The organism is Streptosporangium sp. NBC_01810, assembly GCF_035917355.1.
In the GTDB taxonomy this organism is placed as follows: Bacteria; Actinomycetota; Actinomycetes; order Streptosporangiales; family Streptosporangiaceae; genus Streptosporangium.
The window spans coordinates 4,465,264-4,481,230 of record NZ_CP109070.1; the positions used below are offsets into that span (position 1 = coordinate 4,465,264).

Annotated in this window: 13 protein-coding genes and 1 pseudogene; 7 read left to right on the forward strand and 7 right to left on the reverse strand. The window is 68.0% G+C overall.

Annotated features, from left to right (window positions below):
• Window positions 1-5: 5 nt before the first annotated feature.
• The 3 genes from OIE13_RS19310 to OIE13_RS19320 are packed head-to-tail and all read right to left on the reverse strand — an operon-like array spanning window position 6 to window position 3,547.
• Entirely contained in the window at window positions 6-857 is an 852-nt protein-coding gene (locus OIE13_RS19310) for an ABC transporter permease (RefSeq protein WP_326637836.1), read from the reverse strand.
• Entirely contained in the window at window positions 857-1,867 is a 1,011-nt protein-coding gene (locus OIE13_RS19315) for an ABC transporter permease (protein ID WP_326637834.1), read from the reverse strand. Before OIE13_RS19315 ends, OIE13_RS19310 begins: the two co-directional genes overlap by 1 nt.
• Window positions 1,868-1,870: 3 nt before the next feature.
• Window positions 1,871-3,547, reverse strand: coding sequence for an ABC transporter substrate-binding protein (locus OIE13_RS19320; protein WP_326637832.1), 1,677 nt, complete (start codon window positions 3,545-3,547; stop codon window positions 1,871-1,873).
• Between the two features lie 349 nt (window positions 3,548-3,896).
• Here OIE13_RS19320 and OIE13_RS19325 point away from each other — a divergent pair, with 349 nt between their 5' ends.
• Together OIE13_RS19325 and OIE13_RS19330 are read left to right on the forward strand one after the other, a co-directional pair.
• Window positions 3,897-4,268, forward strand: coding sequence for a hypothetical protein (locus OIE13_RS19325; protein WP_442811539.1), 372 nt, complete (start codon window positions 3,897-3,899; stop codon window positions 4,266-4,268).
• Window positions 4,269-4,379: 111 nt separating this feature from the next.
• Window positions 4,380-5,417, forward strand: a complete 1,038-nt coding sequence (locus OIE13_RS19330) for a TerC family protein (protein WP_326637830.1) — start codon at window positions 4,380-4,382, stop codon at window positions 5,415-5,417.
• Window positions 5,418-5,430: 13 nt separating this feature from the next.
• Here the strand turns inward: OIE13_RS19330 and OIE13_RS19335 are convergent, their stop codons facing one another.
• Window positions 5,431-6,159: a maleylpyruvate isomerase family mycothiol-dependent enzyme gene (locus OIE13_RS19335; protein ID WP_326637828.1), complete on the reverse strand. Its 729-nt coding sequence runs from the start codon at window positions 6,157-6,159 to the stop codon at window positions 5,431-5,433.
• Between the two features lie 353 nt (window positions 6,160-6,512).
• Between OIE13_RS19335 and OIE13_RS19340 the strand changes: the two genes are divergently transcribed.
• Complete coding sequence (locus OIE13_RS19340) at window positions 6,513-6,710, forward strand: hypothetical protein (protein ID WP_326637826.1); 198 nt, start codon at window positions 6,513-6,515, stop codon at window positions 6,708-6,710.
• A 484-nt stretch (window positions 6,711-7,194) separates the two neighbouring features.
• On the opposite strand, the gene OIE13_RS19345 is transcribed toward OIE13_RS19340, so the two are convergent.
• The gene (locus OIE13_RS19345; protein WP_326637825.1) at window positions 7,195-7,968 is read right to left on the reverse strand and encodes a helix-turn-helix transcriptional regulator; all 774 of its coding nucleotides are present in this window, start codon (window positions 7,966-7,968) and stop codon (window positions 7,195-7,197) included.
• 267 nt (window positions 7,969-8,235) lie between these two features.
• On the opposite strand from OIE13_RS19345, the gene OIE13_RS19350 reads away from it, so the two are divergent.
• Window positions 8,236-9,063, forward strand: a complete 828-nt coding sequence (locus OIE13_RS19350) for a hypothetical protein (protein WP_326637824.1) — start codon at window positions 8,236-8,238, stop codon at window positions 9,061-9,063.
• A gap of 298 nt (window positions 9,064-9,361) precedes the next feature.
• A complete protein-coding gene (locus tag OIE13_RS19355) occupies window positions 9,362-9,643 on the forward strand; it encodes a hypothetical protein (RefSeq protein ID WP_326637822.1) in 282 nt (93 codons plus the stop codon).
• Between the two features lie 243 nt (window positions 9,644-9,886).
• On the opposite strand, the pseudogene OIE13_RS19360 reads toward OIE13_RS19355, so the two are convergent.
• Together OIE13_RS19360 and OIE13_RS19365 are read right to left on the reverse strand one after the other, a co-directional pair.
• A pseudogene (locus OIE13_RS19360) lies at window positions 9,887-10,482 on the reverse strand (hypothetical protein).
• Window positions 10,483-10,536: 54 nt separating this feature from the next.
• On the reverse strand, window positions 10,537-12,066 hold the full coding sequence (locus OIE13_RS19365; protein ID WP_326828488.1) for a serine/threonine-protein kinase: 1,530 nt from the start codon (window positions 12,064-12,066) through the stop codon (window positions 10,537-10,539).
• Window positions 12,067-12,315: 249 nt separating this feature from the next.
• Between OIE13_RS19365 and tnpB the strand changes: the two genes are divergently transcribed.
• Entirely contained in the window at window positions 12,316-13,683 is a 1,368-nt protein-coding gene (tnpB, locus tag OIE13_RS19370) for an IS607 family element RNA-guided endonuclease TnpB (protein ID WP_326637818.1), read from the forward strand.
• A gap of 304 nt (window positions 13,684-13,987) precedes the next feature.
• Window positions 13,988-15,949 (forward strand): ATP-binding protein, encoded by a 1,962-nt coding sequence (locus OIE13_RS19375; protein ID WP_326828489.1) that lies wholly within the window; start codon window positions 13,988-13,990, stop codon window positions 15,947-15,949.
• Window positions 15,950-15,967 lie beyond the last annotated feature (18 nt).

Sequence of the window (15,967 nt, forward strand, 5' to 3'; positions counted from 1 at the left end):
GTCTGTCACCTCCTCGTGGAGTCGGCGCGTTCCTGCAGGCCCTCACCGAGGAGGCTGAAGCCCAGGACGCAGATCAGCAGGAAGAGGCCGGGCGGGACCGAGGTCCACCACCGGCCCGCGACGACGTCGCCGGAGCCGAGGCTGATCATGGCGCCCCACTCCGCGGTGGGCACCGGCACGCCGAGTCCCAGAAAGGACAGCCCGGCCAGCGTGAGCATGGCCCAGCCGCAGTTCAGCGGGGCGATGACGCGTACCGGCGTCAGGCTGTTGGGCAGTACGTGCCGCCAGAGCACCCCCCAGAAGGAGGAGCCCGAGGTGCGGGACGCCTCCACGAAGGGCAGCTCCCTGATGGAGCGCACCTCGGCGCGGACCAGCCGGGCGTAGGCGGGCGCGTTCACCAGGGCGATGACCGCGACCAGGTTGGCCGTGCCGCCGCCGAGCAGCGCGGCCACCGCCAGGGCCAGGATGAAGGTGGGGAACGCCTGGAAGACGTCGAGCACCCGCATCAGCACGTCGTCGGCCCAACCGCCCCGGTATCCGGCGACCAGGCCGACGAGGCTGCCCGCGACCACGGCCAGGGCGACCGCGGCGACGGCGATGCCGACGTCGAGCCGGGCGGCGTGCAGGACCCGGCTCCACACGTCCATGCCGTTGAGGTCGGTGCCCAGCAGGTGCGCACCGCCGGGCGGGGTGAGAGAGGCGAGGGGGTCGATCTCCTCTGGGCCCCAGGAGCTCAGCAGCGGCGCGAACACGACGGCCACCGCGACCAGGGCCAGGATGGCGGAGCCCACCGTGATCAGGGACGATGCGAAGCGGCGGTCCGCGCCCGCCTCCCGGACTCCTGAAGCTTCGGCCATCAGATCCTCACTCTCGGGTCGAGGATCGCGTGGACGACGTCGGCGATGAGGAAGACCACCACGTAGAACAGCGCGATCACGAGCACCGACGCCTGAACCACCGGGTAGTCCCGGTAGAGCAGGCCGCGCAGCGCCCACTGCCCGAAGCCCTGCCAGGAGAAGACGTACTCCACGAGGACCGTCGAGCCGATGGAGAAGCCGAACACCAGGGCCGCCAGCGCGGGGAGCCGCACCAGCGTGGCCCGCACCAGGTAGCCGCGGAGCAGCAGCCGGTCCTTCAGGCCGTGCGCGGCGGCGGCCGTGTACGCCTCGGAGGCCAGTACCTCAAGCGCGGAGGCCCGGACGCTGCGCAGCAGCGGCGCGACGATGACGATGACGAGCGTGGCCACCGGCAGCGCGAGGTGCTCCAGTGCGGAGACGAACGCGGGGCCGTTGGCGGTCAGCGCCGCGTCGAGCAGGTCGGCGCCGGTGATCAGGCTCAGCTCGGTGTCGGGATCCACCCGGCCGCTGGGTGCCGGGAACCAGCCCAGCACGCTGTAGCCCACCAGGACCAGCACCAGTCCGAGCCAGAACTCCGGCACCGAGTTGCCGATGAGCGCCGCGACACGGACCGTGTGGTCGCCGAACCGGCCCGCGTTCCTGGCCGACCAGATGCCGAGCACCACCGCCAGCACCAGCGCCACGGCCAGCGCGATCAGCACGAGTTCCATGGTCGGCCCGACCCGCAGGGCCATCTCCGAGCCCACCGGGGCACCGCTCTGGATGGAGGTGCCGAAGTCACCGGTGAACAGTCCCCCGACGTAGTCGAGGAACTGCTGCCACAGGGGCCGGTCCAGCCCGAACCTGGCCCGCGCCGCGGCGGCGTCCGCCTCCGTGGCGTTGGGGCCGAGGATGGTACGGATCGGGTCACCCGGCAGGACTCTGACGAGCAGGAAGGTCAGTACGACCACCCCGAGGAGCACCGGGACGAGCTGGAACAGCCGCCTGAGGACGAACCGGAGGATACGCATGGATCAGGAGGAGATGCTCAGGTAGCGCAGCCGGGCCAGGCCGTCCATCGGCTGGACCCATCCCGCCACCTCTTCCCGGACGGGGAGGTTGAAGTTGGGCTGGCAGATGACGGCCCACGGCACGTCCTCGGCCAGGATCTCCTGCACGCGCAGCCAGAGCTTGGCGCGCTCGGCCGCGTCGACGACGGTGTGGGACTCCTCGAAGATCTTCTCGATCTCGGGGTTGACGTAGTTGGAGTAGTTGAGGCTGGCGCCCTTGGTGAGGCTGGTGCCGAGCATGTACTCCACGTCGTTGACCCAGAGCTGGCCCAGAGTGACCTGCAGGGGGATGTTCTTCTTCTCCCTGCGCTCGGCGAGCGTGGCGGGGTCGAGCGGGGTGAGCTTCAGCTCGATGCCCGCCTTCCTGGCCTCGCTCTGCACGAGTACGGCGATCTGCTGCTGCTCCTCGCTGTCGGTCTGGAAGACCAGCTCGGAGGTGATCGAGGTCTTGCCCGCCGCGGCCAGTGTCTCCTTGGCCTTGGCGACGTCGTAGGCGTAGGGGTAGCCGGTCTCGGAGTAGCCGGGCATGTCCAGCGGGACGACGCTCTTGGCCGCCCGCGCGTCGCCGCCGTAGACGTTGGCGATGATCTGCTCGTACGGCACCGCGTGGGCGAGCGCCCTGCGCACCGCGGGGTCGTCGAAGGGGGCGGTGGTCACCGACATCTGGATGACGAGCTGGTTGTTGCTCGGCGCGGAGATGACCTTGATGCCCTTCGTGGACTTGAGGTCCTTGATGTCGCGCTGGCCGATGCCGAAGGCGACGTCGATGTCGCCGTTCTGCAGCTGCAGGCGCTGGTTTGAGGCCGCGGGCACCACGCTCAGCCTGATCTCCGAGCTCTTGGCGCCGTCGGGGCCGGGGTAGCCGGCGTTGGCGGTGAGCACGATCTCCTGGCCCTGGACCGCCTTCTCCACGTTGAAGTAGCCGCCGGTCGGGGGGTTCTTGGCGAACCACTCCTTGGCCCAGGGGTCGGCGTCGGTGGCGTGCTTCTTCGCCTCCTCGGAGTCGAAGACGTACAGCGAGATGGCCTGGATCTGCCGGGTCAGGGCACTGGGGAAGGCCTGGGTGAACGTCACCGTGTAGTCGTCGACCACCTCGACCTGGTCGGCCTTGGTGAGCCCGATCAGCCGGTAGACGCCGGCGACGTTGGCCTTCGCGGCGAACGCGCGGTCCTTGGACCACTTGACGTCCTTGGCGGTCATCTCGTTGCCACTGGCGAACTTGACGCCCTTGCGCAGCTTGAGGGTCCAGACCTTGTTGTCGGCGTCGGGCTCGAAGGACTCGGCGAAGGTCGGGGCGATGGCCTCGGTGTCGAGGATCTGGCCGTCGCCGACCGAGGTGACCCCGTAGTCGATCATGTAGGGGAAGACGTTCTTGTAGAGCATCAGCGCGGTCAGGTCGAACCCGACGAAGTCCTGGTCCCAGCTGCTCAGGTAGCTGCTCACGGCGATCCGCAGCTTCGAGGCGGCGGGGGTCCCGCCGGGGGCGGTGCTCGCTGCGGGGGTGGCGGATCCGCCGCCCGCCGTGGTGCCCGCGGCGCATCCGGTCGCCAGGAGGAGGGCGACCCCGCTGCCGAGCTGCAGGACCGAGCGGCGGGACAGCGCCGGGGATCCCGGACCGTTGAGACGAGAGAAGCCGGGCACGGCAGTCCTCCAGGGGGCCACGAGGGATAGGCCGCGCGGGGAGCCGTCCACCCGACCTACATGTGGCATTTGTTCTATCAGACATGAGTTTAGTGAACAAGTGACCAATGCCTGTTCACAAACAGAGCCGATGTCCAAAGAAGTCCCAGGACAGCCTAAAGATCACACCTAGCGGCCGTGTTCACCGAATTTCACAAGAACGTCACCCACACGTGACGGCACTCCGTACCGTATCGACAGAATCGCCTCCGCCCGGCGGGCCGGCCCGACCCGGGGCGGCGACAGGACCACTTCGCAGCCGACACCTCGACCAGCGGAAAAGATCTTAGTGCGGTACTACCGCGCCACTATGGCGGCAAAGGAGACCATCAGGGTAACCGTCGATCACGATCCGCTCGATCGCAAGTCCGTCACGTTCTGGATCTTCGTCAACATGGGGGCGCTCGCCGGGATCGTCTTCGCCGGGCGGCTGAACCAGGCCGGCCCGACGGCGGGCAACGGCTTCGAGCTGGACGCCATCGCGGCCGCCTTCATCGGCGGCGCCGCGGTCCAGAGCGGGGTGGGCAAGGCGGTCGGCGGCCTCGTCATGGCTGTGATCAACAACGGCATGTCCCTGATCGGCGCGCCCAGCGAGCGGGTCATGCTCTTCAAGGGCCTGGTCCTGCTCGCCGCCGTGGCCCTGGACATCTGGACCAAACACCGGGCCCGCTCGGCCCGCTGACCCGCGCTCCCTTCACCATCCCGTGTCCGTCGCGTGGGGCGGTAGCCTCCGGGTGTGGATCCCCTTACCTGAGGGTAAGCGAGGATTCTCAACCGGCAGGAGGGTGCACGGGTGGCGATCGATTCGATAGGTGTGTGGATCGCGGTCGTCGCGCTGGTGATCGCGCTGCTCGTCCTCGACTTCGTGGTGGCGGCGCGCCGGCCGCACGCCGTGGGCATCCGCGAGGCCACCGCCTGGAGCGTCTTCTACATCGGCGTGGCCATCGCCTTCGGCCTGGTCCTGTGGTGGCTGGCCGGGTCGACGCTGGCGGCCGAGTACTTCGCCGGGTGGCTGGTGGAGAAGAGCCTCTCCGTCGACAACCTCTTCGTCTTCGTCATCATCATGGCGCGCTTCTCGGTGCCCCCGGAGAACCAGCAGAAGGTGCTGCTCTTCGGGATCGCCACCGCCCTCGTGCTGCGCGCCGTCCTCATCGCGGTCGGCGCGGCGGCCATCAGCCTCTTCTCCTTCACATTCCTGCTCTTCGGCCTGCTGCTGATCTGGACGGCGATCCAGCTCGTCCGGCACCGGAACGAGGAGCCCGACATCGAGAGCAACCCCCTGATCCGCTTCATCTCGAAGGCGCTCCCGGTCACCGAGAACCTGCACGACGGCAAGCTCGTCGTCCGCGAGGACGGAAAGCGGATGGTCACCCCGCTGTTCGTGGTCTTCCTCGCGATCGGAAGCACCGACCTGCTGTTCGCCCTCGACTCCATTCCGGCGGTCTTCGGCGTCACCACGCACCCGCTCATCGTCTTCGCCGCCAACGCCTTCGCGCTGCTGGGGCTGCGTGCCCTGTACTTTCTGATCGAGGGCCTGCTGGAGCGCCTGGTCTACCTGTCGATCGGCCTTGCGGTCATTCTCGGCTTCATCGGCCTGAAGCTCATCCTGGCCTTCCTGCACGAGGACGTCTCCCGGTCCTTCCCCGAGATCCCGACCCCGCTCTCGCTGATAGTGATCTTCCTGGTGCTGCTGGTCACCGTCGTCTTCAGCCTGCGCAGGGTACGCGCCCACCCCGAGGAGCGCGCGCGGGCGGGCACCCCGCACCGGATGCGCCGCAAGGACGGGGACGAGGGCCAGGGCCAGGGGCGACAGGGGCAGAACGACCGCTGAGGCCTCGAAAAGCTCAGGCCAGGCAGCGCAGGGCGGCCCTGAGCCTGCGGTCGAGGGGATGGTCGACGGGGTGGTCGTCCGGCAGGCGGCCGACGGTCGCCGCCACGAACGCCGGGGGCCCCAGTTGCTCGCTCATGTCGTAGGCGTGCACCCAGATCCCGTCGGCGGTCAGCTCGACCTGGACCTTCGCCCCCTGCTCCGCGAGCACGAACGCGCCCACCCTCGCCCGCCACCAGACCCGCTCGTCCTCCTCGTCCTCCGCGACGGGCGCGCCGACGTCGTCGGCGTGGGTGGCGTACTCCGAGTCGTAGTGGAAGGTCTGCGACCCCACCGGGTACGGCCCCGCGAGGGTCGGCAGCAAGGCGTCGCGGCCGAGCTCGCGCATCCGCTCGCGCGTCTCCCCGTTCTCGCGCCGCCACTCCTGGAGCACCTCCTCGACCGGAACGTCACGGCGGCGCTGCACGCACCAGGCGTTGAAGGCATTGAAACCGCCCTCCACTCCCTCGCTCCCGAGCATCGCGACGAACCCGTCGATGTCGTCGTCCAGACAGGCGTGGTTGTACAGCTCCTCCCCCGCCAGGTGCCCGAGCACGTCGCGGACCGACCAGCCCGCCGCCCGCGAGGGACGCCGCCAGCCCTCCGCGTCGAGCCCGGAGAAGAAACGGTCGAGGCGGAGGGCCTCGGTGTCGAATATGTCGAACGGGTTGAGATCCGCCAGCGGATCCTTCGATTCTGCGGTCATACCTCAGCACTACCCGGGAACGACGGGCATCCCCGTCTCGCACTAGGGCGCGTATTTGGTTGTGATCAAGGGATGGTCCGGGTGAGGTCTTTAAACCAGATCATCGCGGCGCGAAGGTGGAGACCGGCGAGGTAGCTCTCAGGAGTCTTGTCATAAGTCGACAAGATCCGCGATGCTGCCCACCTCACCAGCTCGCACAGTTCTGGTCGGCTCGCCGACTCCGTACGTCAGGCGCGTGCCCGGCTCCAGCCGTGGGCGGGCAACAAGCACGTCCGCCGCCTCGACGAGGAACTCCGCTCCCTGGGGATCGTTTCCCGTGGCGAGGGGTGAGCTGAACTGCCAGCCGTCGCTTCATGTCTAAATTGATCAACGGGCTCGATCAGTTCTTCAACTACAAAGACAGCGGGCGGTTCGGGGCCACGTTCGAGCAGCACGTGAACTGGCCGCTTGGTGACGACTCCGACGAGGGCGGCGACGTGCGGCCCTCGGTGGCACGGCTGCGCATCGGGGAAGCCGGCATGCTCAAGACCGCCCCAAGGCCGGGAACGTGACCTTCGAGACCCACGCCGACAGGTGGCTGACGGCGCGGATCACCCTGGCCCCCAGCACCGCCACCGGCTACGCCGTCTCCCTGAAGAACCGCATCAACCCCCCACGTCGGGCACATGCCGTTGAACGCGGTCACCCGGCCGATGGTCAAGGACCTGATTGGAGGGCTGAGCGCGGCCGGGTACGCGCCCGGCACCGTCCACAACACCTACCTGGTGCTGGCCCTAGCCCGGCCAGAAGGCGGTCGGCGACCATTCCTGAGCACCGCTGGTGGAACCCCTCGCGCGGAAGGATCTCGGTGGGTGCGATGTACGCCTGGTTGGGCTCCAGGCAAATCGGTTGCGGCACGGTAGAAAAGTTCGACGAGCGAGAGCCGCACTCCCCGTGCGGCTACCTCTATTGATCACCCGCGATGTCCGGGGTCGTCACGGTCACCTTGTACAAGAAAGGACTTGGGTACAGCGTCGCCCCGGTGGAAACATCCCGTCAAGAACGCTGGAAGAATCCCAGGTTTTGGGCCTTCAGAACAGTGCTGGTGCGATCACGAGTGTCAAACTTCCGATAGATGTGCTGGATGTGCTTGTCCAGCGTCCTTGGTGACATGTCGAGGCGGCGGGCTATCGCAGCCGGGATCAGGTCGCTGCTCAGGAAGCCGAGTACGACGAGTTCTCTCTCCGTGAGCCGGATATCCAGGTCATCGTCAAAAAGACCGGCTGGGTTGAGGGCTCTTGGCCTGCCGGGGGCATCGCTGACCTGAAGTGCATAGATACCAGCGACGATCGGCTGAAGTCGCTGGGCCATAAGCATGTCCCGGGTGGCGAAGTCGCGGCCGGAACGCATGATGGCAATCACGCTGATGCGTAGTGCCGAGACGGCCAGGGGAATGGTGATTACTCGACTGATGCCCGGCACGAGTTGGAGAAAGCGAAGAGCGTCACGATCGTCCGACGAGTCTGAGACGTCGCTCAGCCGTAATGGTGTCGTCTCTTGGCTGCGACGGTAAGCGCCCAAGATCGGATGGTGGATGGCGAGCTCGTGAAACCCCACAGATCCCAGATCAACCGGGGCCGGATTGGTGGCCCAGCGCCGACTGGAGGTGCCCAGCAGGTCGACGGTCCCGGCCCCGACGACATCAGCCTCGAAAAGTTCACGAAGGCATGCGTTCATCGTGACACTGGGAAAGTGCGGTCTCACATCATCTATCGCCAGGGTTACGAACTTCAACAGTCTGCGATAGTCCTCGCCGGACAGTGATGGCACGGCTCTCACCCCCCTCGCCTGACCTTTGCCGGAGTGGGCATAGAATGGGCGATAAGTCAATACTCATTGTTCTCCATGGTCAAGCCGTCTCAAAGCGCCATATTTTGGAGTGCACACTCGCCAAGGAAGCGTACTTCCTACATGGGCCTTATGAACGAAAGCGCGTGACCAACATTCCTGGGCACGGCCTACTTCATGGGTACGCATGTCATCTTACTTGCGTGATTGATGACATTGACAAGCGAGTACATACCCAGAATCGAACGAATGTGGGGGCGGCAGGAAATGGGCGAATACGTGGGTGAACTGATCGGCAGATCACTGGCCACAGGCGAAGTCCTGCGATCGCCGAACAGACTGTACGGCCTCATTATGCAAGGCGACGGCAACCTCGTTCTATACGCTGACGGACAGAATCTCACCACTCCGGTGTGGGCCACGAACACGTGGACGCTCCCCCTATCGCTACGTCCCAACAGAGCTGACATGCAGGGCGATGGCAATCTCGTTCTCTACAACGGCGTGAACTACCCATCATGGGCCTCTGGCACCGATGGCAACCCCGGAGCGCGGCTTGTACTACAGGACGACCGGAACCTGGTGATCTACACCGGCGACGGCCGGCCGGTCTGGGCTTCTGGCACTCATGTAGCGCAGCCTGACACCCCCCAGCCAACGCGCGCCTATGAAGAGCAGTACATCGGCTGGAACAAGTTCGTGCAGACCAAAGCCACCCTGTGGCGCAACGGCCTGCTGACCGTTGAGTCCACTACCCGCAACCGAGTTCCCTGGGGAGCTTTGCGCTGTCGGACCCTGATCGTCGTGCAGGACGCGATGGGCCGGGCAATCTGGGTGAGCAACGAGTTTGCGGACCCAACCCGATGCGGTTGGTTCGATTTCTCCTGCGCCTCGGACGGAGTGGCGACACACACCCAGCAACTGCCCGAGCCGGTAGGCCGATTCGCGGCTTCCGTGGACATTCTTGTTGCCGATGAGGAGTCGTTTGTCGACTTGCGGAACCGGTTCATCGACATCCTCAAGTTGGCGAATCACTTAGCGCCAGAGATCAAGGCACTCATAGGACTTCTGGTTTAGATGCTCTGAAGCAGGCTTCCCCTGTCGCAGGCTATGAGTATCGACAAGGAGGACTGAAGCAATCCAGCCCGCCCCCGAGTCGGCCATGGTACAGCCCATCCAGGCAGTCCGAATCAGTCACATCCTGCTTGGCGTCCTCGATCCGTGCAACACTCGTCGGTCGCCATCCATGGAATGCCCTTCACACCTAGAGTTGGTCCAGTAGCGCTCTATGTGTTCCCGGTAGGCTCCCGCCGCTAGTTGTTGTACAGGTGATTATAACCTGTTTTCTGGAATACCCTAAAAGAAGGGGCTGTTTATGACCGAAGACGAATCACAAGATCGATCACCTCGATCGAAGTTGTCGCCCTTCGAGAGTCGCCTCCTCGAAAATCTAGCCGCGAGCGCCGTCTTCGCCTACCTGGCATGGGCATGGACCAAAGATCCGATCGCACTGATCGTTATCGGTATCGGTTCTGTCATATTCAACTTTTTCGTGTTGCGATTTCTGCCGTCGAACGGGGTTGGCTGCTTGATCTACCTCCTCCTTCTAGGAGGACTCATGATCCTTGCCTACTTCGTAGGCTTCGCCTCCGCTTGATCGGTGAGGTAATCCCGGCAAGCGTAGCGGTGTCATATGAGGCCACCCGACGTAAGAAAGGGATCCACAACTGAGATCGCCGTGGCCTGGTCGGCGTCCAGGTTGCACATGGTGATCGGGGGCCGAACCAGCGGTCGAATTCTGATCGCCGGTTCATCTCACGCCCTCGTCGGACGGGAGTAACTGGCATTCGCCGCCTTCCGCAGCGTGCAGCTTCTCCTCGACGAGTCTTTCCGAATACGGTCAGTGGTCGTAGGCGGTCAGTGAACGGCTGACCGCCTGTCCGGTCTGGAAGTTGTGCCATATCGCGGCGGCCAGGGTGAGCACGCGCTGTGCGATGCGCACGGCCACGCCCCCGGCGGTTCTTCCACCGTGTTGTTCCAGGTCGAGTTGACCTTTGAGGGTGTCGTTCACGGACTCGATGAGCTGGCGCACCTTCTTCAGCATCGGCTCGCCGGCTCCGAACGTTTGACGGTAGGCCGGGACATGCCGCAGGGCACCGGCGTCGAATCGGTGATCCACACCGTGTCGTGCCAGAAGTCGGTGTCCTTGGCGAGCATTCGGATCACCCGCTTGATCTGTGGTAGCGCGGCTCGCAGCCGTTTGTTGTAGCCCGCGTCCTGCGGAAGGAAGGGGAACAGGTGGCGGTAGTGCTCGCGGGCGTGCCGCAGCCGGCGGGCCTCGCTGTGGAAGCCGAGCATCGCCTGCATCACCGCCAGGCACAGCAACTCCGAGTGACTGAGCTTCGGAGGCCGTCCCGGTAGGCGTGCGATACCCGCCCACTCGTCGTCGATCTTCACGTAAAGTGCGGTCACGAGGGTGTCCAGGTTCGTCGTCACAAACGATCGTGGACACCCTCTCTTCGCGCCCGCAGGCATTTGGAAAGACGTGCCCTAGTCATCGTCGTCGTCATCGCTGCTGTGATGACGCGGCCCGGACTCGTAGCCGTCCACCTGGCCGTCCCCCTGGAGGGTGAGCCCCGAGGTTCGAAGGAAGTCGGGGAGCGGCCCCGCCGAGGCGATCCTGCCCTTCCGCTGCGCCTCGCTCAGCTCACGGCCGAGCCTGCGCAGTTCGTCACGGGCCTTCTCGTTCTTGCCCTCCTGGATGTTCCTGGCGAGTTTGACGATCGTCTCGCGGACCTTGCGGGCCGTCTTGGGGTCGATTCCCCTCTGCAGCTCCTGCGCGGTGACCGCCTGTCCCAGGGCCGCCAGGCGCGCCTGCCATCCGCCCGCCGCCGGCGCGGTCCGGCTGGGCACGGGGGCCGGCGCCGCGGACGCGCTCCGCGAGACGGCCGGTGTGGGCGACGCGGGCGCGGACCGCTCCGGGGGCGCCGCCGACGTGATCGCGGATGGCACCGCCGCGGTGCCCTGTCCCACCGGATCCGGCGAGGCCGACGCCCACAGGGCCACCAGCACCGGCACGGTCACCACGCCCAGCAGGATCGCGACGAACATGCCGGGTGGGCTCTCCCGCAGGAACCTCGTCGTCCGCCCCGCCCACGCCCGCACCGGTGAGCCCTCCTGCCCTGCGGGAGCGGGAGGCACCGAGGGCAGCACGGAGGTCGGCGCCGGGGGCCCGGACGCGTGCGGCGCCCGGCGGGGCGCCGCGGCCAGGAGCCCGCGGACGACCTCCGCGCCGGTGGGCCGCGCGCCGGGATCCTTCTCCAGCAGGGCCAGGACGAGTCTCTCCAGCTCCGCGGGGATGCCGGGCCGGTAGCGGCCGGGCGGGTCCGGCCGGGCGCCGACATGCTGGGAGAGCACCTCTGTCGCCGTGCCGACGAACGGGGGGCGCCCGCAGAGCAGCTCGTAGCAGACGCAGCCGAGCGCGTACAGATCGGCGGCCGCGGCTCCGGCCTCACCTCGGATCTGCTCGGGAGACAGGTAGGCGGCCGTGCCGATGACGGTTCCCACCGAGGTCAGTCGCATCGCGGCCTCGGTCGCGACCCTGGCCGTACCGAAGTCGACGACCTTGAGCACGCCGCCCGCGCCCAGATGCAGGTTCGCCGGTTTGACGTCGCGGTGCACGACCCCCGCCTGGTGCGCGGCGTCCAGCCCGAGCGCGACCTGCCCCGCCAGACGGCACGTCTCGGACACGCTCAGCGGTCCGCGCTCGGCCAGCTCGGCGGCGAGATCCCGGCCGGCCAGCAACTCCATCACCAGGTACGGGCGGCCCTCGTGCGCGCCCATGTCGAGCACGGTCACCACGTTGGGGTGGACGATGCGCGCGGCGGTCCTGGCCTCCCTGGCGAACCTCTCGCGCACCGCGGCGTCGGCCACCCGCGGTGACAGGATCTTGACCGCCACCGGCCAGCCAGGGCGCAGGTCGTAACCGCGCCACACCTCGCCCGTACCGCCCCGGCCGATCAGCTCGTCCAGCCGATACCGGCCGGCGAGCACGGCCGCCGTCCCTTCCGAAACGCCCACGATCCCCGCCATCGATTCCGAGCCCGACAATTGGCACACAACTGTAGGGGGCTATGGGCTGCTGATTGCCTCATTTGACCTTCTCTGTCCGGTGGGCTGAGGTGCGGGAGGAGACGGTACGCGCTGTCGGGGTTCGGTCCCGTGCCGGTGGCGGGCTTTCCTGCTGATTGGGGAACTGTCGATCATCCCTGAGAGTAAGCTCACCGTCATCATTCGACAGCGGTGAGTAAATGACGGGAGGGGTGGGTGATGCGGGTTCAGCAGGCCTACCGCTACGCTCTCGACCCCGCTCCGGCCCAGGCCGGTGCGTTGTTCTCGCACGGTGGGGCAGCGCGGTTCGCGTTCAACTGGGCGCTGGGCCTGGTCAAGGCGGCGCTGTCGCAGCGGGAGGCGGAGAAGACCTACGGGGTGCCCACCGAGCTGCTGACCGAGGTTCCCTGGTCGCTGTATGAGCTGCGCAAACTCTGGAACGCGGCCAAGGACACCGTCGCGCCCTGGTGGGCGGAGAACTCCAAGGAGGCCTACAACAGCGGCCTGGAGGCCCTGGCCCGGGCGCTGAGGAACTGGTCGGACTCCCGTAAGGGTAAGCGCAAGGGGAGGAAGATCGGGTTTCCCCGGTTCAGGTCCAAGCACCGCACCGTCCCCGCCTGCCGGTTCACCACCGGCACCATCCGCGTCGAACCCGACCGCCGGCACGTCACGCTGCCACGGCTGGGCACGATCCGCACCTGTGAGTCCACCCGCAAGCTGGCCCGTCATCTGGAGCGGGGCACGGGCCGGGTCCTGTCGGCGACGGTCCGGTTGGAGGGGGGCCGGTGGTTCGTGTCGTTCACCTGCGAGATCGACCGCGCCGAAAGCGCCCTGGCCCGGCCGGAGGCGGTGGTGGGAGTGGATCTGGGGGTCAAGGCGCTGGCGGTGCTGTCCACCGGTGAAGTGGTTGACAACCCCAAACACCACCGAACGGCTCTGAAACGGTTGCGGCGGCTGAACAAGCAGCTGGCCCGCCGGACCGGCCCACGCACCCCAGGTGGCGGCAGGCACGAGCCGTCGGCGCGCTGGCGTAAGACCAAGGCCGCGCTGGGGAAGGCGCACGCGAGGGTGGCCCGGCAGCGGCGCGACGGCCTACACCGGCTGACGAGCAAGCTGGCGGCCGTCTACGGCACGGTCGTGGTCGAGGACCTGAACGTGTCGGGGATGCTCGCCAACCGGCGCCTGTCTCGCGCGGTCGCTGATGTGGGGATGGGTGAGGTGCGCCGTCAGCTCGCCTATAAGACCGGCTGGAGTGGTGGGCGGCTGGTGATGGCGAGCCGCTGGTATCCCAGTAGTAAGACATGTTCGGGTTGTGGTGTGGTGAAAGCCAAGCTCGCCCTGTCCGAACGCACCTACACCTGCGATGGGTGTGATCTGGTCCTGGATCGGGATCTGAACGCCGCCCGTAATCTGGCCGCGCTCGCGGCCGACGTCGCCCAGAGTTGCGGGGAGACGTTAAACGCCCGCCGAGGAGCGGTAGGACCCGGCATTCGTGCCGGGCGCGCACCGGTGAAACGGGAACCCCGGCCACGGGGAACGCCGCTGCGGCAACGCGGGGGCTCGCTGGTCCTCACTGACAAACACTGAGAATCAGCGAACGGGTTGTCGATGTAGCCGTCGACCGTGGTGTGGGTCATGGCGATGATCTTCCGCATGGTTTTCTCCGTGTCGTTCGCGCTGGACAAAACTTGATGGAGCTTGATGGAAACAGGGCTCAGGTGGCGTACGGGCTCCTGGCTCGGGCGTCCCGCAGGGCGCGGGCCCACCAGGCCAGCCGGTCGAGCGTGGTCTTCACCGCGGTGTTGCACTCCGCGGTGGCCTTGGGCCAGGTGCCGACCGGGCCGCCGACGACATCTCCGCGCTGGAGCGGACGGGTTCGGTACGGCTGTTCGTGGCACGCGCGTCCGCCGCGGCCCGGGGGTTCGTCCTCGACGCGGACACCGCCCCGGCGGTCGTGTCGCTGTGCCGCCGGCTGGACGGCATCCCGCTGGCGCTGGAGCTGGCCGCGACGAGGGTCCCCGCCCTCGGGGTACACGGCCTCGTCGCCCGCCTGGACGACCGGTTCAGGCTGCTGGCCACCGGGCACCGGGGCGTCCCGCCGCGCCAGCAGACCCTGACGGCGATGATCGACTGGAGCTGGGAGCTGCTGACCGGCGCCGAGCGCGCCGTCCTGCGCCGGCTCGCCGTGCACGCCGACGGCTGCACCATGGAGGCCGCCGAGGCCGTCTGCGCGGAGGACGACATCCCGTCCGCGGACGTGCTCGACCTGGTGGCGCGGCTGGTGAACCGGTCGCTGGTGGTCATGGTGGACGGTGCCGACGGGCCGCGATACCGGTTGCTGGAGTCGGTGGCGGCGTACTGCGTCGAGCGCCTCCAGCGGGCCGGGGAGTACGAGCGGGTGCGGCGGCGGCACCTGCGCCACTACACCGGCCTCGCCGAGCGGGCCGAGCCGCGCCTCTACGAGGCGGACCAGCGGCGCTGGCTGCGGCGTCTCGACTCCGACGCCGCGAACCTCCGCGCCGCGCTGAACGCGGCCGTCAGGAACGGCGACGCGGACGGCGCGCTGCGCCTCGTCGGCGCGCTGGCCTGGTACTGGTTCCTGCGTGGCCGCCTGACCGAGGCCCACCGATCCCTGACGGCGGCACTGGCCGTCCCCGGCGAACCTCCCGGCGCCGTCCCCCGGGACCATGCGCCGGACACCGCCGGCGGCTCCGGAGGCGTCTCGTTCGCCGCGCTCCGGGCCAAGGCCCTCACCTGGGAGGCCGTGATCGGGTTCCTCCGCGGTGATGTCGCCGTCACCGACCGGGAGAAACTCCGCCGGGCGGCGCTGGAGGCGTACGAGGACGCGGGCGATCCCGGCGGGCGAGCCAGGGCATGGTGGATCCTCGCCTACGCGGGGGTCGACCTCGGCGACCTGTCCACCGCCGGAGAGCTGCTGGACCGGGCACTACCCGCCTTCGAGGCGCTCGGCGACCGATGGGGGACGGCCGCGGCCCTCGCCCTCCGGGCCAAGCTCGCGCACGTACGCGGCGACCTGGACGGGCTCGAACGCGACGGTGAGCGCAGCGCGCGGATCTTCGGCGAGCTCGGGGAGCGCTGGGGGCAACTGGAGGCCGGCGGCTGGCTCGGCGCGCTGGCCGAGATGACCGGTGACCTCGACCGGGCCGAACGGCTGCAGCACGACGGCATGCGCCTGGCCGAGGAGCTCGGACTGTGGACGGAGTTCGCCGGGCGGCTGGGCTGGCTGGGCTGGATCGCGCTGCAGCGCGGCGACTACGCGCGGGCGGCGGAGTCGAGCGAGAGGTCGCTGCGGCTCACCGTGGAGCAGGGCCACCAGGCCGGGCAGACCTTCGCCCGGATGGGACTGGCCTTCGCCGCGCGCAGGGACGGCCGCCTCGACATCGCGGAGACCCACCTGCGCGACGTGCTGGACCGTACCCCGCGCGACGCCGAGGAGCCGCCGCCGTACCTCCCGATGATCGTGACCGAGCTCGGCTTCGTCGCCGAGCAGCGCGGCGACGCGGCGGCGGCCCTCGCTCTGCACCTGCGGGCCCTCGATCTCATCGCCAGGTTCGACGGGACCCGGGAGATGACGGTCGCCGTCTACGGCCTGGCCGGGGCCCTGACCGTCGCCGGACACCACGACCGCGCCGCCCGGCTCCTGGGCGCGGGTGCCGTGGCCCTCGCGTCGAGCTCCGTGCCCCTGACCCCCTTGGAAAGCGGCGACATCGGCCGGATCACCGCGCGGATCCGTGACGCGCTGGGCGAGGAGCGCTTCGCCACCGAATCCGAACGCGGCACCGCGCTCACCCCCGAGCAGATCAGGTCCCTGGCCGTCATATCCGACCCCTGACCGGCCTTCCCGGCCAGG

What these genes read in the sequence shown, in the direction of transcription:
- OIE13_RS19310 (WP_326637836.1), bottom strand. Translation starts at nt 857, where the DNA reads ATGGCCGAAGCTTCAGGAGTCCGGGAGGCGGGCGCGGACCGCCGCTTC.
- OIE13_RS19315 (WP_326637834.1), bottom strand. Translation starts at nt 1,867, where the DNA reads ATGCGTATCCTCCGGTTCGTCCTCAGGCGGCTGTTCCAGCTCGTCCCG.
- OIE13_RS19325 (WP_442811539.1), top strand. Translation starts at nt 3,897, where the DNA reads ATGGCGGCAAAGGAGACCATCAGGGTAACCGTCGATCACGATCCGCTC.
- OIE13_RS19335 (WP_326637828.1), bottom strand. Translation starts at nt 6,159, where the DNA reads ATGACCGCAGAATCGAAGGATCCGCTGGCGGATCTCAACCCGTTCGAC.
- OIE13_RS19340 (WP_326637826.1), top strand. Translation starts at nt 6,513, where the DNA reads ATGTCTAAATTGATCAACGGGCTCGATCAGTTCTTCAACTACAAAGAC.
- OIE13_RS19350 (WP_326637824.1), top strand. Translation starts at nt 8,236, where the DNA reads ATGTGGGGGCGGCAGGAAATGGGCGAATACGTGGGTGAACTGATCGGC.
- OIE13_RS19355 (WP_326637822.1), top strand. Translation starts at nt 9,362, where the DNA reads ATGACCGAAGACGAATCACAAGATCGATCACCTCGATCGAAGTTGTCG.
- tnpB (WP_326637818.1), top strand. Translation starts at nt 12,316, where the DNA reads ATGCGGGTTCAGCAGGCCTACCGCTACGCTCTCGACCCCGCTCCGGCC.